This is a genomic window from Gemmatimonadota bacterium, from assembly GCA_022560615.1.
Lineage (GTDB): Bacteria > Gemmatimonadota > Gemmatimonadetes > Longimicrobiales > Gaopeijiaceae > UBA1138.
Window position 1 is genome coordinate 23,427 of record JADFSR010000028.1, and the last position, 23,875, is coordinate 47,301.

Below are 23,875 nucleotides of genomic sequence, written 5' to 3' on the forward strand. Positions count from 1 at the left end.
GGAACATAGCTTCCACCGCGAAAGACCGACTAATTGCCCCAATAATCCCCGCGGATGAGATTTTCGCGGAGCACGCGAGGTTTTCGCCACCCACAACGGGTCTGGTGGCGCCAGCTACGGGCGTAGCGTCATCCGGTCGCGTAGATAAGCTGCGACCACCTGGTCATCGGCCTGATCGGTTGCCGCCTGCATGGAGAGCGCGTAGAGCTCCTTGGAGGGAACATGCAGCTCCTGGCTGTTCAAACTCAGAAAGACGAGAGCACAAGCGAGCCCCGCGCGTTTGTTGCCATCGCTGAAGCCCTGCGAACGAGTGAAGCCAACCAGATAGGACGCGGCAAGGTCAGCGAGGTCAGCGTCATCGTCGTACGCCCAACGTTGCTTGGGCCTCGCGAGAGCGGAGCGCACGACGTTCTCGTCAAGAACTCCGTGCGCCCCTCCGTACCGCTCGATCTGTTGAGCATGAATGGCCATCAGCATCGTCACCGTTAGCCATCGTGGTTCGTCCTGAGTCTCGGATTCGCTCACTTCGCCAACTTGCGAAACACGCCATCATACTCGGCCATGATCGTTTCATGCGCTTCCAGCGCCTCCGTGAGCTCCGGCGTGTGGGGGACGACCCGGAAACCTCCCAGCCCATCCTCGATCCAGTCGAGTTCCTGGCCGGCCGGGATACCAAGGCGACGCACGACCTCGGCTGGCAGGGTGGTGACGATGGAAGCGCCCTGTGCTCGAGTCCTGCTGGTCAACGTGGTCATGTGTGCGCCTCCGTGCGCTAGGTTCCATTATAGTGACACTTACAAGTGTAGCTCGGTTCCCTCGTTGACGCCACGTTTCGCCCCGACCGCGAAACGTCAATGATGTCGGGGCAGACAGAGTTTTCGCCACCCACAGCGATCAAGTGCCTATCCATGGTCTTCCCGGGTCGCGCTCCAGCTCCTTCACCAGCGCGTACCCATGCCGCTCACCTGCCTCTTCGGGCGCCTCGGGAGAATCGTGACCGGCCTTCGGGAAGCACGCGGCTCAGACGCCGGTGACCGCCCTCACGACGTCGTGAGCCAGCACCCCGTCCAGCTCGCGCACCAGGCGCTCGGCGTCTGCCGCGCAGAACGGCATAGGCGGCTTGATCTTGATCACGTTGTGGTCGGGTCCGTCTGTGCTCAGCAGGATCCCCCGGTCCTTCATGCGCGCCACCGCATAGCTGGCGACGTCAGCCGCGGGCTCCAGTGATTGACGATCGCGCACGAACTCGATGCCGAGGAAGAGCCCACGGCCGCGCACGTCGCCGATCACCTCGTGTGTGCCTGCGAGCATGCCCAGGCCGGCCTTCAGCTTTCCCCCCACTTCAGCCGCGTGAGCCTGCAATCCCTCGTCATCGATCACATCCAAGACCGCGAGACCGATCGCCGCGGATACCGGATTCCCGCCGAAGGTGCTGAAGAACTCCATGCCGTTGGCGAACGAAGCAGCGATCTCCGGGGTGGTCACCACTGCGCCTAGCGGGTGTCCGTTTCCGATCGGCTTTCCAAGGGTGACGATGTCAGGCACGACCCCCTGGGTCTCGAAGCCCCACATGTGGCTTCCGACGCGCCCGAAGCCGACCTGGATTTCGTCCGCGATGCACACTGCGCCGTTCGCGCGCGCCTGCTCGTACGCGGCGGCCAAGTACCCCTCTGGCGGCTCGATCTGACCGCCACACGAGAGGATGCTCTCCGCGAGGAACGCGGATGCGGCGTAGCCCGTGGCGGCCAGCCGTTCGAAGCCTTCGCCCACATGCGCGGCGTACCGGCTCGCACGTGCGGGGTCGTCCGAGCGGTACAGACCGCGGAAAGCGTCCGGCATCGGCGCCGCGGCCACCCAGGGGCGCGCGCCACCGCCACCCCGTCCCGCGAACTTGTAGTGGCTCACGTCGATACACGCCTGGGTACTGCCGTGGTAGCCGCCCTCGAGCGATACCACCGCTTCGCCTCCGGTGTGGGCCCGCGCCAGGCGCAGCGCGAGCTCGTTGGCCTCGCTGCCGGAGTTCACCAGGAAGCAGACCGAGAGCGGGTCGGGGAAGAGCGCCGAGAGCCGCTCCGCGTACTGTAGGATCGTCTCGTGCAGGTACCGGGTATTCGTATTCAGCACGCCCATCTGACGCTGGCCCGCCCGTACGACGACGGGGTGCTCGTGCCCTACGTGCGCGACGTTGTTGACGCCGTCCAGGTACTCCCGCCCCAGCGAGTCGTAGAGGTAGGCGCCGCGGCCGCGCGCGACGTGGATGGGTTCGTCGTACGAAAGACTCAGGTTCAGGCCGAGGGCGCCCTTTCGCCGCTGCTCGAGACCGCTGGGCTCCACGTACGTCGTCTCTCCGGGCAGCCGGAGAACGAGATTCGGGTCCGGCGAAAACGACGCCCAAACCGAGCGCTCTCTCGGAAGTGCAACGCCGGGAAACTCGCCCTCGAAAGAGAGCAGATCCGTCATGATCTGGAAGTGCAGATGCGGCGGCCAATCTCCGTTCTCCGGGTACGGGCCTACGCGTGCGATCGTCTGCCCCGCCTCGACCGGATCCCCGGGGTCGAGGTTGCCGACAGAGGTGCGCTGCAGGTGGCCGTACAACGTCCAGAACGGCCCAGCGGGCCCGTCGTGCTCGAGGATCACCGTAGGTCCGTAGTCGAGCCGAGCGTCGTTGTCCCGAACGCTTTTCACGCGGCCCGCGAGCGGCGCCCGCACCAGCGCGCCCGGCTCGTGGAATAGATCGATGCCGAGGTGGATCGTCCGGCGTTCGCGGGGATCGCCCTCGCGCCCGGCGAACGCGTCTGTCAGATAGAACGCGCGCGGCTCCAGGAAGCGCCCGATCCCGAGCGTGATTCCCTGCTCGCGCATGCGAGCGAAGAGCCGCTCTGTGAAGTCGCTCGTGTCGTCGGTATCGCGACCGGTCAGATTGGGACTGCCTACGCTCAGGTCGAGCACACCGATCGCGCGCTCGTCCTCGGGCTCTTCCATTACGGAGCTGAAGTTCTGCGTCGCCAGCCACTTCTTTAGCGGTGCGCTCCGCGGACAAGCGTCGAGGCCGCAGGCGTCTCGGAGAATGCCGGTGGCGATCGCTTCGGGCACCGAATCGAGCCTTCGCAGCATATGCCACGCCGGCTCCTCGGACACCAGATGGTACTCGTCGGCCTTGCCCTCTTCGCGTCGCCATGCCGCGATGCACACGCTCTGACCCAGCCGCGCCCGGACGAGCGACATCGTGACATCGAGCTCCTGCTCGAGCAGTGGCAAGGTCCCATGGTACCCGCGGGTCAGCGCGGCCGCGGCGGCGAATGGGTCTGGAGTCCCGAGGATCGAGTACGCGATCGCGATCGCGAGGTCGAAGGCGCGTGGCGCGGAGTGCGCGTCGCCCAGATCGATGATTCCCGTGACGCGGTGTTCGCCTCCGTCCGTGGGCGACACCAACACGTTGTGATCGTTGACGTCCCCGTGGATCATCTGAGAGCCGAGCCCGAGGAATTCTGATTCCTTGCCGCGGAACGAAGCGATCGCTCGTTCGATCAGGGCTCTCTGCTCGCCCTCGAGCAGAGAGAGCCCGCGCTCCATGACGTCGCCGGCGTGTCCCAGCGCCCAGTCGAAGTCGACGCGCGCCGGGGGGTGGTCGGGGAGCGCTCCGAGTGCGCTGTCCAGGTCGGCCATGCGTCGCCCGATATCTACCAGGAGTGCTTCGCTACGAGGACGAACCGTGGCGAGTAGCGTACCCGGCAGGAAGTGGAGGATTCGGATGCGGTGCCTAGCGCCTGCTGGGTCCACGTGCTCGACGAGCGTCGCGCCGGAGCGTGCCGCGACGAGTCCGGGGACGAGACCGTTCGTGTCCGCGGTCAGCCGCTCGATCATGCGGTTCTCGAACTCGAGGATCGCCTGAGGCTCGTCGGGAGAACTCACTTTGACGACGTAGCGCACCCCGCTGTCGACCTCGAGCAGGAAGTTGCGATCCCGCTCCCCAGGCAACGGCGTGAGGGTGCCGTCGAGACCGTAGTGCTCGCGGACTGCGTCGAGGGCTACGGCTTCGTCGAGATCGGGACGGCTGTGGATGCGGATCATCTCGAGAGGATACGGGCGCCCGACACCGCCGGCGACCTCAGTCCGCTTGCAGAGCCTCGCGTGGATCGACCCGGCTCGCGCTACATACGCTCAACTACGAAGGTGTAGCTCGTGCCAAGAGTGTAGTGAGCCATCGTGCCGCCCAGGAAATCGACCACGGCGTAGCCCAGCTCGGCGTCCTCCGTCACGATCGAAATGCCCAGCAATATACCGGTCTCGGGGTGTTGGGGCAGCCCACTTGGCAAGACCCAGTTCTCCCAGTCCAGCCGATAGCCCGCTCCGCTGAAGTCGAAGTTCTCCGGCAGGAACTCGGCGAGCCCACTCGGGATCTGTCCGACATAGGCGTCTTCAGGCCACCGTAGGTGTTCGGCGTGATAGTTGTGCATCGCGCTGCGCACGGCCTCGAACTCAGCGACCACTTCGGCCGCGCGGGCCTTGAGAAGCACGTCGTGGAAGGACGGCAGCGCGATGCGCACGAGCGTGACCATGACCACAGCTAGGGTGATCACTTCGACCATCGTGAAGCCGGCAGCTTCGCGCGGCGCCTTCTCAGGTCGCGCAGGACGGTCCCGATCGAACCACGACGGGAGCCTCACCGTTCACCGCGGGGATGGGGGTCTTCAGCCAGCGAGGCGGCTTCACCCACGAACGCCAGCGGGGACTGGCGCGAGTGGTACTGCAGTTCGACTCGGTCCGTGCGCCCGGTGATCTGGTATTGACTGTTATCGCGTCGTCGGTACTCCATGCCCCGAAAGCGTGGGCCGGCCTCGTCGAGTACGTAGGGTAGACGACCGCGTTCGGCGCGATAGGCCTCGACGCGCTGAGATTGGAGGTAGAGGTTGAAGCGGAGCGCGTTCGACTCATCCGCGACCGTCGGTACCGGTGGCGGCTCGACGGTGAGCCACCCAGGTGTGCCCACCCAGATATAGGCGACACCGATCCACGTCGCGCCCACGGCTATTCTGCGAGCTCTCCTGATGCGCCGACGGCGTGCGGCTCGTTTGAGCGCCTTCTTCCGGCGCTCGTCCTGATCCCTCAGGAAGGCAGAGACGGCCTGAGCGCGTTCGTTCTCGTCGCTGACTTCCCGGGTGAAATCGTCTGAACGGGTGCGGCGGTCGTCTATCATCTTACCGGGGGATCACGAGGGTCCAAGTGGTATCTCTCACGAAGGAAAGGCGCGTTCCGTAGTGTTCCAGCAGACCAGCGAGAAGCGCAGAATTACCTGAGTAGACCGTGAGTCCGCCCATCGTGCGGAAGAGGGTCGTCGGTCCCGCGGGCACGCTGTCTCCTGGCGAGTCTCCCTGCGAAAGCGCCACGGGTTCGGGCGGCAAGACGACTTCGGCGCGGTCGACGATCTCCCAGCGGTTCCATTCGAGCGCATAGCCCGCCACCGCGAGGCGTTGCTCCGCGGGGAACGCCGAAACGAGCTCAGGCGGCGTCACTCCCGCCGGGCTGGGCGCCGGCCAATCGCGGTTTTGGTTCAGGAAAGCGGAGGCGGCCGCGCGAAGAGTCTCGATCGCCGACACCGCACCATCCAACTGCTGCTCGAAGGCGCGTTCCTGCAGTCGCGGATACGCGAGCGCGAAGCCGAGCGTCAGGATCGAAAGAAAGACGAGGATGTCGCCCATACTCGCGCCGGACCGTTCGGTGTCCTTCCGGGAAGGTATCACGACCCGGGTCCGCGATCCCAGCCGTTCTCGACCTCCTCGAACTTCGGGTCCGGCTTCGCGGAATCGTAGACGAGAGCCCGTCCGTCTGGACGCGCTGCCACCAACTGGTAGACTCGGCTATTCGAGCGCACGAAGCGGACGCCGGGGATTCGAACCGGGACTTCGTCCAAGGTGCGAGGTAGGCGACCGTGCCGGGCCTGGAACACCTCGATCTGCCGTGCTTGCATCTGTAGCGCTGCGACTACGCCACGCCCGCGCTCCGCGCTCGAAACCTGCGGAAGTGGTCCTCCGGCGAGCCACGCGGGCGGGGCGAGACCGATGTAGCCGGCGAGCATGAGCACGATGAATGCCAGGAGCACCTTCCATTGGCCTCCTCGGCGGCGCACCGGCGGGAGTTGCCGGTATCGGGCCTCTCGGTTCTCGGCGTGCGCGATCGCCTCAGCCAGGAGTCGACTTCGGTCCTCTGGCGAGCTGATCCGTTCAGTTGGCGGGTCCAGATCTTCGATTTCCACAGGCGACCCCCCGGCATGCGTTCCTTCGCCAAACCACCCTCAATAATACGCTTCTGGGTGGATCCCGCTCAGTCTCGGACCAATTTGCGGTACTTCAATCGATGCGGTTGCACCGCCGCCTCGCCCAATCGACGGCGACGGTCGTCCTCGTACTCGGTGTGGTTTCCTTCGAACCAGGTGACTTGAGAGTCACCCTCGAACGCGAGGATGTGCGTCGCGACCCGGTCCAGGAACCATCGGTCGTGAGAGATCACCAGCACGCAGCCCGCAAAGTCCAGGATGGCGTTTTCAAGCGCGCGCAGAGTATCGACATCCAGGTCGTTGGTGGGCTCGTCCAGAAGCAACACGTTACCGCCCGACTTGAGCAGCTTGGCGAGGTGCAGGCGGTTGCGTTCTCCTCCCGACAGCACGCCGGTCCTCTTCTGTTGATCCGCGCCCCGAAAGGCGAACCACGACAGGTAGGCGCGAGCGTTCACCTCCGCGCGCCCGAAGTAAAGGATGTCATGGCCCCCACTGACTTCATCGAAGACGCTCTTCTCGGGGTCGAGCTCCTCGCGGGACTGATCGACGTACGCGAGCTCTACGGTCTGGCCCAATTCGAGCGTTCCCGAGTCGGGCTGTTCTTCGCCGACGATCATCCGGAAGAGGGTCGTCTTGCCCGCGCCGTTGCCACCGACGATTCCGACGATCGCGCCCGCCGGCACGTCGAACGAGAGGTCGTCGATGAGCAGCTGATCGCCGAAGCCCTTCCGCAGGCCGCTCGCGTTGATCACCGTGCGCCCAAGTCGGGGTCCCTTTGGGATCAATATCTCGGCGGTGCGCGCCTGTTCGCGCTCGTCGCGATCGAGTAGCTCCGCGTATGCATTGATGCGGGCCTTCCCCTTGGCTTGCCGCGCGCGGGGGGACATTCGGATCCACTCCAGCTCGCGCTCCAAGGTCTTCTGACGAGCGGACTCGCTCTTCTCCTCCACGCGCAGCCGCTCCCTCTTCTGCTCGAGCCATGACGTGTAGTTGCCCTTCCAAGGAATGCCTTGCCCGCGGTCGAGCTCCAGGATCCACTGCGCCACGTTGTCCAGGAAGTACCGGTCGTGGGTGATCGCCACGATCGTCCCCGGGAATGCGGCTAGGTGATGCTCGAGCCAGGCGACCGATTCTGCATCCAGGTGATTGGTCGGCTCGTCGAGCAGCAGTAAGTCGGGCTGCTCGAGCAAGACGCGGCAGAGTGCTACCCGCCGGCGCTCACCGCCCGAGAGCGTGGTGACGTCCGCGTCCCCGGGAGGCAGGCGCAGCGCGTCCATCGCGATCTCGACCTTCCGGTCCAACTCCCATGCACCCACCGCCTCGATTCGATCCTGCAGCCTCGACTGCTCTTCAATGAGCGCGTTCATCTCCTCGTCGGTCGAGATCTCACCAAACTTGAGGCTCACCTCCTCGAACTTCCGGAGAAGGTCGTGGATTTCGGAGACCGCCAGCTCGACGTTTCCCTTCACGTTGAGGGACTCGTCGAGTTCTGGTTCCTGGGCCAAATAGCTGATGCGCGTGCCCTTCGCGGCCCAGGCCTCGCCGAGGAAGTCGGTATCGATGCCTGCCATGATGTGCAGGAGCGAGCTCTTTCCCGAACCGTTCGCGCCTACGACACCGATCTTCGCGCCGGGATAGAACGAGAGGTTGATGTTCTTGAGGATCTCCCGCTTGGGCGGGACGATCTTCGAGAGCCGGTGCATATGGTAGATGAACTGCGGTCCAGACATACGACGGCGGGGTCTAGTATCCCGTCCCAGAAGTTCGCCGGCATTCGGGCACCGATGTATCCACCCTGGCTGCGTTGCTTCTCCTCAAAATAGCCATGCTATTCCTCGTCGTCGCGCCTTACCAGGGCGGCACCTCGGCACCCTCGGTGCTCGCCGAACCTCTGGGACGGGAACTAGACTAGACTAGAAGCTGTGGAAGAACTACAGCGTGGCGCGCAGAATGTAACGCTGCACGCTGTCCCTTATCCCCACCGTGCGGGGCCTGAGAGACAAGGTCCGACAGGTGCTCAATCGGACCGACGAAAAGCGATTGACTTGTCTGCCGCGTCTGGGAGCACCGAACACGGCTTAACGACAGCTAATTCCCACCCCCGCCCGGACGCCCTCGCGCGAGCGCCCTGTAGTACTCTTCGACAAGTTCGCGATACCCGTCGGGCACCTCATCGGAGCCGGTGAGCGTTGCGCCTTGCTCGGGCTCTCCCTCCACCTCACGGCGTAGCCCGAACTCGAGGCGCTTCAGGCTGTTGAGAATGTCCTCGTTGAGTCCCGCGACCTGGGCGGGATCAGCATAGATGCCTTCGCGCTCCAGCCTGGCCATGGCCTCCAGCACCGCCTGGAGATCCCGGGCGGATCCCTGCCCTGCCTCGCGCAGCCGCTCCTGAAGCGCCCGGACCTGATCGATGCGTTGGCCGAACTCGCTACGCAGCTGTCGGATCTCCTCATCGGAGAACGGCCGCGGGTCTCCGCGCACGGCTCCACCGTAGTACGAGCCACCCAGTCGGTCTGACGCCAAACCGTCGGGCCCGCCGCCGCCTGCCTGGTTGCTCTGGTCTCCGCGCTGGCCACCTTGGCCCTGCTGACCGCCCTGACCGTCTTGGCCCTGCTGGCCGCCTTGACCGTCTTGGCCCTGCTGACCTTGGCCTTGCTGGCCTTCTTGGCCTTGCTGACCGGCCTGGCGCTGGCTCTGGTCGAGGCGCCGGTCCATCGCTTCCATGCCGCGGACTAGCTCGCGGGCCTCCTCGAGTGCTTCTTCGAGCGGGTTCACCTGACGCTCACTGGAAGCGCTTGCCGCCCGCTCGAGTTGATCGTGCAGCGCTTGAAGGTCTGACTCGATGTCGAGCTCGAGAGTGACCGCGGACTGAGGGTCCCACTGCTCGATGGTACCGCGAGAGTACCGCAGCTTCTCCTTCAGCTTGGAATCTTGGATCTGTTTCGCGGCGGCTTCGAGTGCACGCGCAGCTGCCGGATTGTCGGCACGACTGTTCGCGGCGGCCTGGTGGAGCTCGCGCTCGAGGTCCTCGAGCGTTTCCGTCATCTGGTCCTTGCGTTCGCGGAGTCGGTTGATCGTCTCCGCTCGCTCGGCGCCGGTCGCTGGAAGCCCACGGACCTCCCGCTGAACCTCTCTCTGTTGCCGCTGCAGCTCCTCGACTCGCTCGATCGCGTTCTCCGCGTCACGCCGTGCCCGGTCCGCGCGTGCCTCTTCGAGTTGCCGACGCACGTCCTCCAGCCTCCGCTGCGCCGCCGCCGCTTCGCTCTGCCCGGCGCTACCGCCTTGCGCCGCGGACCGACGCATCGACTCCGCGGCCTGTTGCAGGTCACGCGCGGTCTGTTCGAGTTGGGCGTCGTTGTTCTCTCTCGCGAGGCGCTGAAGCTGCCGGGCGGCCTCTTCGACCTGTTCCGCCAGATCCCGCTGAGCCTGGCCGCCACCTGCCGAACCTTGCTGCGCTTGCGCCCGTCGACGCTGCCTCTCGGCCTCCTGCTCCTGACGGCGCGCGAGCTCCTTCAACTGCTCGATCAGCTCGTCGACGTCGTTGTCGGACTGCTGTTGCTGCCCGCGACGGACGGTCTCGTATTGATTCTTGAGCTTGTCGAGCTCGAGCTCGAACAGGTCGGCAAGATCCTCGGCCGCCTGTTGCCCACCACCGCCACCGCCACCCTGCTGATCCTGCTGCTGGGTTACGTATCGCTCGTACGTCTCCTCAGCCTGCTGAAGGAAGCGCAACGCGGTCTGCTCGTCGGGCAACGCGTCGCGCAACTCCTCCGACGCGAGGTCCTCCTCCGCCTTGGACATCGCCTCGACCGCCTGCGGCAGGATGGCGGACACGTCCCGGAAGCCGGGATCGGTTCGCGTCAGCCCCCGGTTCTGCATGCGTTGCAGGAGTGTCGCGACTTGTTCCTTCAGTCGTCCCTGCGCGAGCGATACGCTGACCACGTTCTCGCTGAACTCGCCCGGGCCGTAGCTGTCCTCCTGGCGGATGAGATTGAAAGTGGCTGAGATCACCATCCGCTGCATCTCGGACAGCGCTGTCTCCTCCTGCTGGCCACCTCCACCACCGCCACCGCCCTGCTGTTCAGCCTGGCGATACGCGCGCTCGAACGGGCGCACGCTCAGGAAGAACATGTCGCTCGAGACCGGCTTGCCGCCGTCGCGCGTGCGGTTGTCCCGCACGAGGGCGTAGTAGGCCACCAAGTCGCCGGGCTCCAGTTCCCACTCCTCGAGGAAGAGCGTGTGGCCCGTAGAGACCTCTCGCAGCGAGGCACCCGATCCTTCGAAGATTACCAAGGTGTCTTCTTCACCGCCGTTGACCGAGTAGACGAGCCGGATGTCTCCGATGCCGTAGTCGTCGTCGGCCCGCACCTCGAGGTACACTTCCTCGATCGGCGACGCCGTGATGTCTCTTCCCGGGTCGGAGAACCGGATCGAAGGTGCCTGGTCCTCGAGCAGGTCGATGATGTACTCGGGCGAGGCGGGCACCATCTCGCCGTTGTCCCGCGCGAGCTCGATCGAGTAGAAGCCGCGCTCAGTGACGGTGAACGAAGCGAGCAGCGTACCGTCCGCCTCGAGCGCGAGGTCCGCCACGGGCTCCCCGTCCATGATCAGTTGGCCCGCGGTGGTCGCCATGGTGGGGTGAATGCGCACCTCGACGAGCGTGCCTGCGAGCGCCGCGATATCACCGCCGTCCTCCTGCGTCCGGGGGTCGAGGCCCGTGTACCGCGGGAAGTAGTAGGTGAGGTCGAGTCGATCCACGTAGGGAAGGTCCGCGACGTCGATCGAGAAAGTGGAGGACCGGATGCCCGCGGCCTCGACGAAGTACTCGGTGCGGTCGTCTACGGCCAACAGCATGACTTCGAAGCCGTTGGCCTGGTCTGGCAGCATGCTCAGTCGCTGGAACGTCTCATCGGATCCGGAACGCGTGAACACCGAGACGTCTGCGACGTCGAAGCCCTGAAGCGTCGCCGTGACCATCTGATCGGAGCCTCGAGAGATCGTCGTATCCCCCGGCAGCACGCCGATCGAATACGGGTTCACCGAGGCCGCGTCCGTCATGGGGAACAACAGTGCCGTTACCCCGTGCCGGAGGTGGGATGGGCCCATGAGGGCGAAAGCCAAACCGAACACGGCGACCGCCGTCAGCGCACCGGCGAACCGGTAGAGTGCGGACTGCTCCACGCGACGCCCGAACTCCACCTTCCGTGCGCGATCGAGCGCGCTTTGCACCAACTGATCTCCCAGAGCAGGCGAGAAGCTGGCGTTGCCCGCGTCGAGCGCTGAAACCACCGCGTGCTCGAGCGCCGGCTCATGCTCTTCGAGGTAGAGCGCCACCTGCTCGTCCGTAACGCGTCTGAACAACGGTCGCACGATGAACCAGATGGTGGTGAAGCCGAGGGTGCCCCATGTGAGCAGCCGCAGCCAGACTACAGCTTCGGCTGAAAAGCGCATCTGTTCCAGACCGATGGCCGACAGGAAGAGAACGGCGCCCGAAAGCGCTCCGACCCAGGTGAGTCCCCGCAGAAAGATCCGCGTGCGCCAGCGCCACCGAATGCTGGCGACCAGCTCGATGAGCCTGTGGTTCGTCATCCGTCTGTCAGAGCCCTTCATCTTCCACTCCTTCCGCAGCCCATTTCCAAAGCACTACAAGACAACGTGGCGATTCAGCCCGTGGCCACGCCAGGGACTCCTGCCTTTCTGGATACCCAATTCGAGAGCAGTGTTTCGCTCACGAACAGAGAGAACGCAGCGATGAGAATCCATCGCCACAGCGACTGCCGCCGTTCCAGATCCTCCATGCGCATCTCGGTCGCCTGCTCGAAGTCCGGTCCACCGTCGGGCCCGGCCGCCGCGGTGCCCACCTGTGCCACCAACTCCTCTGCGTCGATCCTCGCCAGGTTCGACTCCTCGAGCTCGACATTCACGGCAATCACGAAGGGCCGGTCCGGATCCGATCCGGGAGCGCGCACCGTGTAGAAGCCGTGCTCATCGAGGAGCAAATAGCGCGGCCCGTCCCCAGCGGGAAGCCGCACCGACTGCCCGGAAGGTGTCACTGCCACCTGATCGAGTCCCGCCACCAGGCCCGCGGCTTCCGCAGAAACCAATCCGGCCATCTCCAGAGCCTCCGGGTCCGCGAGGTCCACGACCTGGCCAGCGACGAACCACGGCAGCGGCTCTGTCCGTCCGCCCACGTATTCGGAGATCCGGTGTACGAACGGCAAGTAGACCGGCTGAAGAGCGAGATCATTCCAGAAGTTGTCCAACGCCGACGTCCAGACCAGCACCGTGCCCCTCCCGTATCGCAACTCCGCGAGTGCGACCGAGCCGTCGTCGAAGCGAGCGAGCACGGTTGCGGAGTCCGCGGGCGTGAAGTCCCGGGCCCGGAAAAAACGTGCACCAGTGAAGTCGCCGCTGCGCGGGCCCGAGAACGCCTCGAAGATCGGGTGTCCGTACTCGAGGAATCCGAGTCGGCCGCCGCGACCCTGTTGACGATCCTGAACCTGGCCGATGGTACCGGGCAGCATGTCCGCGGCGGAGTTCGGCCAGCCTGACGATTGGCCCAGCACGAGCAGCAGGCCGCCGCCCGCCTCGACGAAGCGGCGCAGACGTTCCGCCGAACCGCCGTCGACGTTTGCGTCGTTTATGATGACGCCATCGGTCCCCTCGAGATCCTGCGGCCGCACCGTGTCGCTTCGACGGAAGGCGACGTCGAAGCGTCTGCCTTCTGAGATAGCCAACGCGCGTCGCAGGTACAGGCTGGCATCGCTCGCGGCAGAGCCACCTTCGACGATGAGCATCGAGAGCGCGGTTCCCGGAGAGACGACGAAGTGGCGCGCATCATCCGCTGGCAGTTCGTCGCCTGGCACACGCACTGAACCACGGGTGTGTGGCTGCGAGAGCGTGAACGGTTGGAACGTGACCGTCGCGGACCCGTTCGGCGGGATGGTCACCGAGCGCGACTGGAGTTCCTGGCCGTCGACTTCGAGGGACACCATCACCTCTCTGGCCTGCTCCCCTCCGCGGCGAGCGAGTCGCGCCGTAGGGGTCACCCTCTCCCGGCCCGAAACCGCCTCACGCGCCAGAGCGACATCAGTGACTTGGATGTTGTCCAAAGTCTTCTCACCGAGCTGGACGGGGGTGACCTTCGAGCCAGGCGGCAGCCGGATCCCCTCGTCTCCGGTCCAGCCGTTGCGCTGGAAGTCGGTGAGCAAGAAGACTTCGCCGTTGGGCAGCTCGGACTCCTCCAGAATCGTCTGAGCGACCTTGAGAGCCGGACCGAAGCGCGTGATGGACGAACTGACCTGAATGGTGTCGAGGGCGCGACTGAGCTGCGAACGATCCGCTGTCGAGCGCGCAACGACGCGGGCGCCCCGCCCGAACATCACCAGGCTGGCGCGATCCAGCGGACCGAGCTCGTTGAAGATCCTGCGTGCTTCGTCCCGCGCGCGGTCGAATTGATCGCCGATCTCCATGCTGTACGATTGGTCGATCAGGACGACGACCTCACGCGGGCCGGAGGACGCTCCCACACCGACGGTGTCCTGCTCGAAGAATGGGCGCGCGAACGCGACGGCCACCAGTGCGAGCGCGAGCGCACGCAGTGAGAGCAGGAACCAATAGTGAATCCGCCTTCTCCGCTGCTCCTGGTAGGGAATACGCTCGAGGAACATGAGCGACGGGAAGTGCACCAGGTTCCGCCGTTGGCGGCGTGTGAGGTGTAGGACGATCGGCACCACGACGCCTGCGACCCCGAGCAGGAAGAGCGGGACGAGCAGCGCCAAGCTCATCGTTTTCGACTCGAGTGTTCGCGCGCCAACAGGTACCGGAACAGTGCCAGGTCGAGCGGCTTCGACGTATCGAGCAGCGTGTAGTCGATCCGGTTGTCGGTGAAGCGACGCTCGAGTTCTTCGAGGTGGTTCTTCACGAGTCGGATGTAGTCTTCCTTCAACCGATTCGGAATCACCGGGATCTGTTCCCCGGTCTCGAGATCCTCGAAACCAGACGGATGCTCGAAGGGGAAACCGAGCTCGTCCGGGTCCATGACGTGAAAGACGATCACGTCGTGGCCGCGGGCCCGGAGCGGCGCGATCGACGCGAGGACGGTGTCTGGCTGCTCATAGAAGTCCGAGATGACGACGAGGATGCCCTTTCGCCCGAGCAGCTCCGCCATCTGCATCGCGGGCGCCTGGAGGCTGCCAGCGCGTCCGGCCTCGGCCTGATCGAGCACGTGCAGAATCGTGTCCATCCGCTTCATGGACGGGGGCACGTACTCTACGATCTCATGATCGAACGTGACCAGGCCCACTCGGTCACGCTGGCGATGCGAGAAGAAGGTCAGGCATGCCGCGAGGTACCTCGCGTAGTCGAGCTTCGAGACCTCGTGGCTGCTGTAGCTCATCGACTTCGAGACATCGAGCAACACCATGAAGTTCGCGTTGGTCTCGGCCTCGAAGAGCTTGATGTAGTGACGGTCCGAGCGCGCGAAGAGTTTCCAGTCGATGCGCCGCACGTCGTCGCCGGGCATGTATTGCCGATGCTCGGCGAAGTCCGTGCTGAATCCGAGGTAGGGCGAGCGATGCAGCCCGGTCAGGAAGCCGTCGACGACTGTCCTGGCCAGCAACTCGAGGTTGCTGATGCGAGCGAGGACTGCGGGGTCGAGGAACTGGCTTCCGCCTCTCGCAGTTGCCGGGGCTCGCGCGTGCGCCGTCACGAGCGCCTCCTACATCCCCGACGAAGGTACCGGCACGGCCTCGAGCAGCATGTCGACCAGTTGGCTGGCGGTCTTGCCTTCGGATTCCGCGTGGAAGTTCGTTAGCACGCGGTGGCGCATCACCGGCTGCGCGAGCGCTCGGATGTCCTCGAACGAGACGTGGTAGCGTCCCTGCGTGATCGCACGGGCCTTCGAGCCCAGCACCATGTACTGCGCCGCTCGGACCGAAGCACCGTATGCGACCCACTTGTTCACGAAGTCGAGTGCGTCCCCGTTGGGGTTGGGCCTGCTCGCGCGGGTCAGCGCCACTGCGTACTTGAGTACCGACTCAGACACCGGAACACGCCGAACGAGCGCCTGGAACGCGACGAGGTCCGCGCCGCTTACCGCGTGGCTGAACTTCGGATCGAGGGTACTGGTCGTCGTGCGCACGACCTCCATCTCCTCGTCCTCCGGCATGTGATCGATGATGATCTTGAACATGAAGCGGTCGAGCTGTGCCTCGGGAAGCGAGTAGGTGCCCTCGAGCTCGATCGGGTTCTGCGTGGCGAACACGTAGAACGGCTCCTCGAGAGTGTACGTTCGGCCCTGCACCGTAACACGGTGTTCCTGCATCGCCTCGAGCAGAGCGGACTGCGTCTTCGGCGGCGTGCGGTTGATCTCGTCGGCGAGCAGGATGTTCGTGAAGACCGGTCCCGGCGCGAAGACCATCTCGCGGCGTCCAGTCTCCCCGTCTTCCTGGAGGATGTCCGTGCCGGTGATGTCCGACGGCATCAGGTCCGGTGTGAACTGGATGCGCGAGAAGTTGAGATCCACGACCTGCGCGATCGTGTGGATCAGGAGCGTTTTCGCCAAACCGGGCACACCCACGATCAGGCTGTTGCCGCCGACGAAGAGCGTGAGCAAGACCTGCTCGATCACGTCCTCCTGACCGATGATCAGCTTGCGCAGCTCGCTGAGGATTTGCTCGCGGCCGTTCTTCATCTTATCCGCGAGTGCTACATCGTCTGGGCTGTCGAGCACAACCGTTCCGATCGCGTCATCCACCAAGATGTTTCTCCGGGGTCAGGGGGCGTTGGGGGCCCGCATTAGTCGTTCAGAGATGGGTTCTGCGCAACGCCTGAGCTGCTCCTAGTGCGTGTGCGCGTACACGATATAGTTGACTCCTAGCTTGAACGCTTCGTTCGTGAGGTCGATGGAATACCAGCCCACATCGCTGAACTCCCAGTACTCGGCGATGTCGTTGTTGAAGTTGAACACGACCATCATCCGCTTCTCCGGGTCGTTGTCCTCGAAGATCGCGTAATACTGCACGTCGCGTGGTCCGTAGAGCGGGATTACCGCCAGCGGATCGACGCGGAAGAAAGAGTCGAAGATGTCGTGGTCGTGCGCGAGAGGAACGAGTGATAGCCCGGGGAGCGCCCGTTCCATGTGAGAGGCGAAGTTCCGGTACTCGAAGCCACGCTCGCCGCGCGTGTCGTCGACGATCAGGAAGCCGCCCTTCAAGAGGTACTCGCCGAGCGCCCGTACCTCTTCGTCGCTCGGGTGCCAGTAGCCGACCTCCACGATGTACGCGATCGGGTACTTGAGTAACTCCGGGTCGTCAAACGTCAGGACGTTGGAGCCCTCCGCCTGCGTTCCCACGTACGTCGTCTCCTTGAGGATCTGCAGGAAGTTACGCTCGGCACGGGGATAGTCGTGCGACCACGTTCCGCCGCGACGCCCGCGTCGGAATCCTCCGAAGCCACCACCGCCCCCGTCGTATCGGACGCGCACGAAGTGGTACTTGCTGTCGTACGGGGTGTTGAAGTCGTCGTGCCACTGCGTTGCGGCGGCCGGGGCGAGCCCACTCGGGGCTGACGAGGGTTCGCCAACCGCCACGCGCCACGCCATGGCGGAGCCGACGAAGAGCAGGGCGATCAGGGCCTTCGCACTTCTCATCGAGCCGCTCTCGTTCGCGCCCGTATCTCGAGCAGCAGTTCCAGAGCCTCTTCGTAGTTGGGGGCTACGTCGAGCGCTTGCAGCACCGCTCGACGCGCGCTCACCAGGTCGCCTGCGTCCCGGTGAGCCACCGCGAGCAGATAGAGCGCATTCGCCATGTCCGTGGGTTTGAGCGCAACGACTGCTTCGCGCTCGCGGACCGCTCCTTCGAAGAATCTCACCTGGCTGTGCAGCTCGGCGAGGCGCAGGTGCAGGTCGATGTCGTACGGCCAGATGAGCGCCGCCTTGTCCAACGCGCGCGCCGCCTCCTCGGGGCGACCGAGTTCCTCGAGTACGTCGGCCTGCAGCACGAAGGCGTGGTAATTCGACTCTGAGAAGTCAGTCAGACGCGCGAGCGCGGCGGCTGCACGCTCCAAGTCGCCCTCCGCTCGGTGGATCTGGGCCAAATACCAATACGGGCTGTCAGCTCCGCCGTTCTCGGGAAAAATGCGCAGCGCTGCGTCGAGATGAGGCTTGGCGTCGTCGAACCGCTCCTCATTGGTCAGCGCAGCGCCGAGCCGGAGCCGCCCGACCAAGTCACCCGGATTGCCCCGCACGAAGTCCTGTAGATCGCGAGTACTCGCCGCTGGGCCCGGCAGGTCACCGATTTCGACGAGTCCCCGGAGCGGCCCGCTGAAGCGTGTCTTCATGTAGTCGTCGAACTCGTCGTCGAACTCGTCGAGCGGCTTGTCCAGAACAGACTCGAAGAGATCCACCGTCGTCTCCCCGCGGCGGTACCCGTCGAGCATGTCGCGGATGGCGTCGAAGCCATATCGATCCTCGATGACCTGAAAGACGAGCGATGCCTGGTAGTACGAGAAAATCACCTGCTGCGGATAGTCGGGCCGCATGAAACCGTCGTCCAGATCGCTCACCTTCTTGAGGTCGCCGTCCCGGAGCGCGCGCAGGAACGGGACGTTCGGCTGGTGACCCCATCCGGCGCGGGCCTTGCGCTGTTCGTGCACCGCGAGGCCTTCGGAGAACCAACGCGGGACACGGTGGTCGGTCATGGCCAGGTGGAACGTGTGCGCGAGCTCGTGCCAGAAGACCGACGCCCAGTTGTAGTCACCGAGCTCGCGGGCGCTGGGAGAGTCCATGACGAGCACGCTGCCGAAGCTCACACCGAGCGCGCCCAGCCCTGTCTCACCGAGAGTGCGTACCGAGAAGTCCGCGTGGCTCGGGAAGAGCTCAGCGCGAATGGGTAGCGGCGGTTCGACTCCGTACCGGCGGGAGAGGCTGTCGTACGCCTCTTCGGCAATGGGAGCGAGGTACGTCGCGAGCAAGTCCGACTCGGTGCCGTGCAAGAAGAGCTCGAAGTGCTCCGTCGAGATCGACTCGAAGCGCTCGAAGGTGTCGAGCAGGTCGAGGGTGTTCTTGAACCACGGGTTGTAAGGGTCACCCTTGAAGGCGCGCTCGAGGTCGGCGCGCCCCTGTTCGATATCGCCCACTCTCAACTCGTTCAGTCCGAGCAGGCCCCACGCCTCCCAAGACGCCGAGTCGAGCTGGATAGCTGCCTCGGCGCGCGTCACAGCCTGTGCATATCGGCGGGTCTGGACGGACAGCTCCGCGAGGGTCACGTCGAGTGCGGCGTAGCGTGGGTTGATCGCCAGAGCTCGCGAGCGAACCCGTCGAAATTCGGCGAGCTCTCCGGCCAGCAAGTGCGAGCCCGCGAGCACCGTCAGCGCCGGCAGCGCGTTGGGGTTCACCTCCAATGCCTTCTCCGCCTCTTCGCGCGCCTCTGCGTGTCCCTCGCGCGTGAGGTGCTGTCGGGCGACGATCGCCCGCGCCTCCACATGGTTCGGGTTCACTTCGAGCAGCCGACTCAGCACGTCGCTCGCCCCCGACGTACCGTCGAACTCGAGAGCCTCCGCGAGCCCGAGCAGCGCGCCCGGGTGACGCGGGTTCATGGCGAGCACTTTCTGAAACTCGGCCTGTGCCGAGGGGCTCTCGTACTTCCCGAGGAAGAGTGACCCAGCCCGGACGAGCGGTTCCGGCCATCCAGGGTCGGCGCTCGACGCCTCGTCGAAGGCCCGAAGCGCGTCGTGGAAGAGATCCGGCTCGGACCGCCCGAGGAAGCTCATCGCCCGCCCTACCGCGACGAGATCCGCCGCACGCAGCCGACCATCCGCGTCGTTGTAAACGTCGAAGAACCGGTCGAAGCTCCGCATCGCCTCGTCGATGTCGCCTCGGTTGAACAGCAACTCCGCGAGGTTGACCTCCGCCGTCAGTGCGTCGGCCGCGCGGTCGTCGATCGCGCGCTGAAAGGCCGTTGCGGCCTCGTCCAGTCTCCCCTTGAGGACGAGCACCTCTCCCATCGCATTCGCGACCTCGACGGGTTCCGGAGCCTCGAGCGCGACGCTTTGTGCTTCGTCGTATTCACCCCTCGTCGTGAGTACCTCGATCAAGCCGAGGCGCGCCCTGAGCGAGGTGGCGTCTCCTCTCAGGACGCGCCGGAACGTGCGTTCCGCGTCCTCATATTCGCCGCTGCGCAACTCTACGTACGCGTCGGCTACGGTCTGGCCGGTGGCGGGCGCCGCCCACAGCAACAAGAAGACCGGAAGCGACCCGGCCGGTCTCAAGCGTCGCCTCCTTCGATCGCTCGGATCTCACGCGCCTTGAGCGCCAATTCGACGAGCAGGTCTTCCATCTCCGCGAGGTACGCGTCCTCTTCGATGACGTCGCGCACCGCACGCAATTGACCGATGCGCTCCTGGATCTCGATGCGCTCTGCGTACAGGCGAGCGAGTTCCGGATCGTCGGGCACCTGAGCCGCTGTGCCGGCGATTCCGCCGAATTGGAACGTCGCCGCGAGCATACCGTCGGGTCCCGTGAGCCCCGCATCGTAACTGCCTTCGCCATCGCCGTTGTCGTCGAGCATCGCGTGCTCCGTCAGGATCTCGTTCTGTTCCTCGTACAGCCGCTCGACCTCCTGGCGGGCGTACAGAAACGCCTCGAGCAGAGAGATACGCTCGTCGTGGTCCAGGTCCGCACCTTCCTGGGTAAACGCCTCGACGAAGAACTGGGGGAATTCGGTAGCGTTGCGCTCTCGCCCCGTGCGCGTCGCGGTGATGATGATCCGGTTCGGACCCGAGAGCGGAGTCAGGAAGCCCCCGCTCGCGCTGCCCGTGTGCACGAGCGCCAGGGTTTGCGTCGGGAAGGGGATGAGCCCGGTCTGCAGGTCCGAAGGCGTGAGGTCGGGGCCTGGAAGGTTGAACTGAGCTTCGTTGCGATCCGACGTCCCGTGCCCAATGAGGACCAAGAGCAGGCGATCCATCGGCTGTGAGCGTCCACCAACCTCGCCCAAGACCTTGAAAAGGTTGGCTCGTGTCGACTTGTACGCGATGACGTCGGGCGCGTCCTCCGGTCGCTCGCCCAGATAGACGACGTTCTCCGCCGGGATGCCGTGCCGTTCCGTGAGCGCGGCCTTCAGCGCGACGGCCTGGCTGTGAAAGCGCTCCCGGTATTCGACGCTGCCACCCAGTCCGACGACGATGATCGCGTGCGTTCTCCCCTGCGCCTGCAGACCAAGCGGAAACGCCACACTCGCCAGAAGCGCGGCGAAAAGAACGCCCGAGCTCGCATTGGGCACGCGACCCTGGATCAAACCAAGCCCCTCAAACGGCGGAAGCCCCACTCCGCGCCCATGAGTGTGAGCATCAGGAAGAAGAGGAACGGCATGTCCCACAGGGCCATCTGTTCGACGAGGGTCACGCCCGCACCGGTGATGGTGATGTCGTCCGGAAGCGTCCCGACGTCCTCTGGAGTGTAGAACCGACCACCCGTCTCATCGGCGATACGCCGCAGCGTCTGTGTGTGGCGGTTCGCGCCGAAGTATTCCTCGTCGCTGGGGGCCGTGTACAGGTAGGTCCGGTCGGAGCCGAGCGTCCTGCCGTCTCGCTCGGCGGTGATTTCGACCTCGTACTCACCGAGCTCGCTCGGGCGAAACTCGAGCACGTATTCGCCGTCGCGTTCGACGGTCCACTCTACCGGAACCTCCTCGACGAGCCCACTCGGACTCGTGATGCGCGCGGTCACAGACGCGTCGTTCACCTCGATGTAGGTGGAGTCGCCGACCGTCGCGATGAGCCGCACGCTCTCCCCAGGCTCCACCTGATCTTGGTCCATGACCACCTCGACGGCCTCTGGCACACCGTCGATGAGCCACCGCAGTAGCTGCTTCCAGAAGATCTCGTGGCTCTGATCTTCGAGCGCCGGAATCATCTGCCACAGCCACGAGTCCTGGACAGTCATCGCTATGGACTTGCCCCGCCCGTATCGCTGGAAGGCCAGTACCACCTGGTCGTCAGGCAGGTCCGGGCTCGTTCCGGTCAGCAACTCGGTCGCGCCGGGCCTGACTTCCGAGATCGGGTTGACGATCGTGACCGGAGGGAGCGAGTCCCAGCGCGCGCTCACGGCTTCGCCTTCCAGGCCGAGCTGAACCGCGGCGTGTGCCAACCCCGCTAGCGTAGGCCTTACGGCGATCTCCGCGAAAAAACCGTCTTCGCCGCCAGCGGGCTCGCCCAGCACCACGGGCATTACCTCCTCGACCACCGTACCCGCCCAGCCGCCTTCAGCGAAGGCGCTGCGGCCACCGAGCATGAGCAGGCCGCCCCCGCGCTCGGAGACGAAGTCCGCGATCATCTGAAGCTGATCGTGCGCGAAGAACGATGCCTCGACGCTTCCGATGATCAGGGAGCGATAGTGGTATAACTCCTCGCGGCTGGCGGGAAAGCCGAACTGAAGCTCGGTGCTGTCGCTGATCTCGAGGCGCAGGAACTTGCCTTCAGCGGTGCGCTGCAAGATCACGAGCTGGATATTCTCGTCGTCCGTTACGGCTCGGCGCATGAACTTCAGCTCGAAGCGGGGCTCGCCCTCCAGATAGAGGATCTTCTCCCGTTCCCCGCGAACTTCGATCTGCACCGTGCGGGTGTTGTTTCGCTCGACGCGTTCCCCGGGTTGCGGCGGGATGCGGAAGTGAATGCGCCGCGGGCCTTCGCCTTCCAGCTTTAGGCTGATGCGTGCGACGACCGGCTCTCCGTCCGGACCGAGCTCGACGGTTTCCTCAGCCAGGATCTTCAGGTCGTCTTCAACGATGATCGGCACGGTCCTCCGTCCGAACCCGGTCTGCGTCACCACTACGTCCACGACGAGGGCAGAGCCCTCGAGCACGGCTCGCGGCATCTCCACCCGTCCGATCTCGATGTCGGGGCGGATCACTTCTTCGCCGAGTCCCACTGTGAAGACCGGAATGCCCGCGGCTTGGAGCGGGACCAAGGCCTCGGTCAGGGGCCGGTCGGCGTTGTGCGCGCCGTCGGTGATCAGGATGAGGCCCGACAGCGGTACACCCGACAGCTCCTCACGCGCGGCGTCGAGGGCGGCTGCGAGGTTCGTGTGTGTGCCCTCGAAGGTCAGGTCGCTCGGCCCGTCGATGCGACTGGCGACGTCGGAGAAGCGGAAGAAGCGGAGCACGAAGCGATCGGACAAGGCGGCGAGCAACTCGCTCTCGTCCGGCGTGAACGCCTCCTGCAGAAAAGACGTGCGGGGGGTGCCGTCCTCGTCTGGCAGCAGCATGCTCTGGGAGTCGTCGATGAGCACGCCGACGAAGTTCTGCTGCGGGACCACAGTCGAGAGAATGAGCGCCGGCTGCAAGAGACAGAAGACGAGCAGCGCGAGCAGAGCGACGCGCAACCCGGCCATGATCCCGCGATCGACCACCGTGCTCTTGCCTCGGGCGATCGTGTAGCTCGCGACGGCGGCGGCTCCGACCACTCCGGCGGCGACCAGCCACAGCCGCACCGTGCCGGGGGCCGCGAACGTGAAGTCGCCCTGCTCGAAGACGAGCGGTCGGTACTTGAACAGAAGCTCGAAGATGCGTTCCATGGTCGCCCGGAGTTCCTAGTGGCTCATCGCGTAGACGATCATGTTCGCACCCATTTCGTAGGCGTACGTCGAATACTTGAGGGGGTATCGGGGATCCTCGGCCCATTCCCAGGCGTCGCCCAGATCGGTGTTGAAGTTGATGATGACCATGAGCCGGCCTTCATCGTCGTACATGCCTTTGACCTGGGGGTCGCAGGGCCAATATCGGCACTCGGCGGTGTAGCCGTAGATCGCGTTGTTGAGGGCGGGCACCTGCATGACTTGCTCGATGTCGTAGTACGCGGAGTAGATGTTGTGGTCGAGCGTGATATCGACGATCGCCTTGTCCGGGTACACGCGCCGGATGTTGTACTCGAACTGGTCCCATTCACGCGTGCCCCAGAAGTCGTCCACGATCAGGAAGCCGCCCGCGTCGAGATAGCCCCGCAGCCCATCCACCTCAGCCTCGGTCATGTCCATGTAGCCGGGCTCGACCATATAGATGACCGGGAACCGCCGGAGCTTTGGGTCGGCGAGGCTGATCGCGTTCTCCCAGTCGTACGCGTCGAGGCGCACGAGGCGCTTGAGCACAAAGAGGAACTGTCGGTCACCCTTCGGAAAGTCGATCGCCCAACTGCCGTAGCCACCCCAGCCGCGGCGGTAACCCGAGTAGATGGCCCGCGTCCAGTAGAACGGCCAGCGACCGGAGACCTCCGAAGGGTCCATACGGGGCCCGCGCGCACCCGTGAACGTCGGGCGCTGGACCTGCGGCGCCTGCTGGGCCATGAGCTCCGAACCCGGTGAGACGACCTGCGCAGGCTCCTCTACTGCTTCAGCGCGCGGCTCGCATGCCCCGAAGAACGCGGAGACGGCGACAACGGCCAGGACTGAGCTGGCTTGGGAGGAGAACCTCATCGGCAAATTGTTCCGGATTGTCAGGCGCGGCGGGTTTCTTTCCTACGACCCCCTCAGGGGAAGGTTCCTGACCGCTCCTAGTCGACACCTGCCGCAACGGTGCCGCTGAACTCTTGGGTCTGAACCTCCTTCCCCAC

Annotated in this window: 17 protein-coding genes; all 17 read right to left on the minus strand. The window is 65.0% G+C overall.

Annotated elements, in window-relative coordinates:
* Positions 1-114: 114 nt before the first annotated feature.
* A complete protein-coding gene (locus IIB36_14635) occupies positions 115-483 on the minus strand; it encodes a type II toxin-antitoxin system death-on-curing family toxin (protein MCH7532974.1) in 369 nt (122 codons plus the stop codon).
* Positions 484-521: 38 nt separating this feature from the next.
* Positions 522-755 (minus strand): hypothetical protein, encoded by a 234-nt coding sequence (locus IIB36_14640; protein ID MCH7532975.1) that lies wholly within the window; start codon positions 753-755, stop codon positions 522-524.
* A 265-nt stretch (positions 756-1,020) separates the two neighbouring features.
* On the minus strand, positions 1,021-4,071 hold the full coding sequence (locus IIB36_14645) for an aminotransferase class III-fold pyridoxal phosphate-dependent enzyme (GenBank protein MCH7532976.1): 3,051 nt from the start codon (positions 4,069-4,071) through the stop codon (positions 1,021-1,023).
* A gap of 80 nt (positions 4,072-4,151) precedes the next feature.
* Entirely contained in the window at positions 4,152-4,667 is a 516-nt protein-coding gene (locus IIB36_14650; protein MCH7532977.1) for a hypothetical protein, read from the minus strand.
* On the minus strand, positions 4,664-5,197 hold the full coding sequence (locus IIB36_14655; protein ID MCH7532978.1) for a hypothetical protein: 534 nt from the start codon (positions 5,195-5,197) through the stop codon (positions 4,664-4,666). Before IIB36_14655 ends, IIB36_14650 begins: the two co-directional genes overlap by 4 nt.
* Before the next feature lies 1 nt (position 5,198).
* Complete coding sequence (locus IIB36_14660) at positions 5,199-5,699, minus strand: hypothetical protein (protein MCH7532979.1); 501 nt, start codon at positions 5,697-5,699, stop codon at positions 5,199-5,201.
* 38 nt (positions 5,700-5,737) lie between these two features.
* The gene (locus IIB36_14665) at positions 5,738-6,253 is read right to left on the minus strand and encodes a hypothetical protein (protein ID MCH7532980.1); all 516 of its coding nucleotides are present in this window, start codon (positions 6,251-6,253) and stop codon (positions 5,738-5,740) included.
* 68 nt (positions 6,254-6,321) lie between these two features.
* Positions 6,322-8,004 carry an energy-dependent translational throttle protein EttA gene (gene ettA / locus IIB36_14670; GenBank protein MCH7532981.1) on the minus strand — a complete coding sequence of 561 codons (1,683 nt, stop codon included), beginning with the start codon at positions 8,002-8,004 and terminating at the stop codon, positions 6,322-6,324.
* A 358-nt stretch (positions 8,005-8,362) separates the two neighbouring features.
* Positions 8,363-11,884 carry a DUF4175 family protein gene (locus IIB36_14675; GenBank protein ID MCH7532982.1) on the minus strand — a complete coding sequence of 1,174 codons (3,522 nt, stop codon included), beginning with the start codon at positions 11,882-11,884 and terminating at the stop codon, positions 8,363-8,365.
* A gap of 53 nt (positions 11,885-11,937) precedes the next feature.
* Positions 11,938-14,061 carry a BatA and WFA domain-containing protein gene (locus IIB36_14680; GenBank protein MCH7532983.1) on the minus strand — a complete coding sequence of 708 codons (2,124 nt, stop codon included), beginning with the start codon at positions 14,059-14,061 and terminating at the stop codon, positions 11,938-11,940.
* Entirely contained in the window at positions 14,058-14,984 is a 927-nt protein-coding gene (locus IIB36_14685; GenBank protein MCH7532984.1) for a DUF58 domain-containing protein, read from the minus strand. Before IIB36_14685 ends, IIB36_14680 begins: the two co-directional genes overlap by 4 nt.
* A gap of 9 nt (positions 14,985-14,993) precedes the next feature.
* Positions 14,994-15,968, minus strand: coding sequence for a MoxR family ATPase (locus tag IIB36_14690; protein MCH7532985.1), 975 nt, complete (start codon positions 15,966-15,968; stop codon positions 14,994-14,996).
* A gap of 147 nt (positions 15,969-16,115) precedes the next feature.
* The gene (locus IIB36_14695; protein MCH7532986.1) at positions 16,116-16,925 is read right to left on the minus strand and encodes a DUF4159 domain-containing protein; all 810 of its coding nucleotides are present in this window, start codon (positions 16,923-16,925) and stop codon (positions 16,116-16,118) included.
* Positions 16,922-19,543, minus strand: coding sequence for a tetratricopeptide repeat protein (locus tag IIB36_14700; protein ID MCH7532987.1), 2,622 nt, complete (start codon positions 19,541-19,543; stop codon positions 16,922-16,924). The genes IIB36_14695 and IIB36_14700 overlap by 4 nt, the downstream gene beginning before the upstream one ends.
* The gene (locus tag IIB36_14705) at positions 19,540-20,568 is read right to left on the minus strand and encodes a caspase family protein (protein ID MCH7532988.1); all 1,029 of its coding nucleotides are present in this window, start codon (positions 20,566-20,568) and stop codon (positions 19,540-19,542) included. Before IIB36_14705 ends, IIB36_14700 begins: the two co-directional genes overlap by 4 nt.
* Positions 20,565-22,844, minus strand: a complete 2,280-nt coding sequence (locus tag IIB36_14710; protein MCH7532989.1) for a hypothetical protein — start codon at positions 22,842-22,844, stop codon at positions 20,565-20,567. The genes IIB36_14705 and IIB36_14710 overlap by 4 nt, the downstream gene beginning before the upstream one ends.
* 15 nt (positions 22,845-22,859) lie before the next feature.
* Complete coding sequence (locus IIB36_14715; protein MCH7532990.1) at positions 22,860-23,738, minus strand: DUF4159 domain-containing protein; 879 nt, start codon at positions 23,736-23,738, stop codon at positions 22,860-22,862.
* Positions 23,739-23,875: the final 137 nt, after the last annotated feature.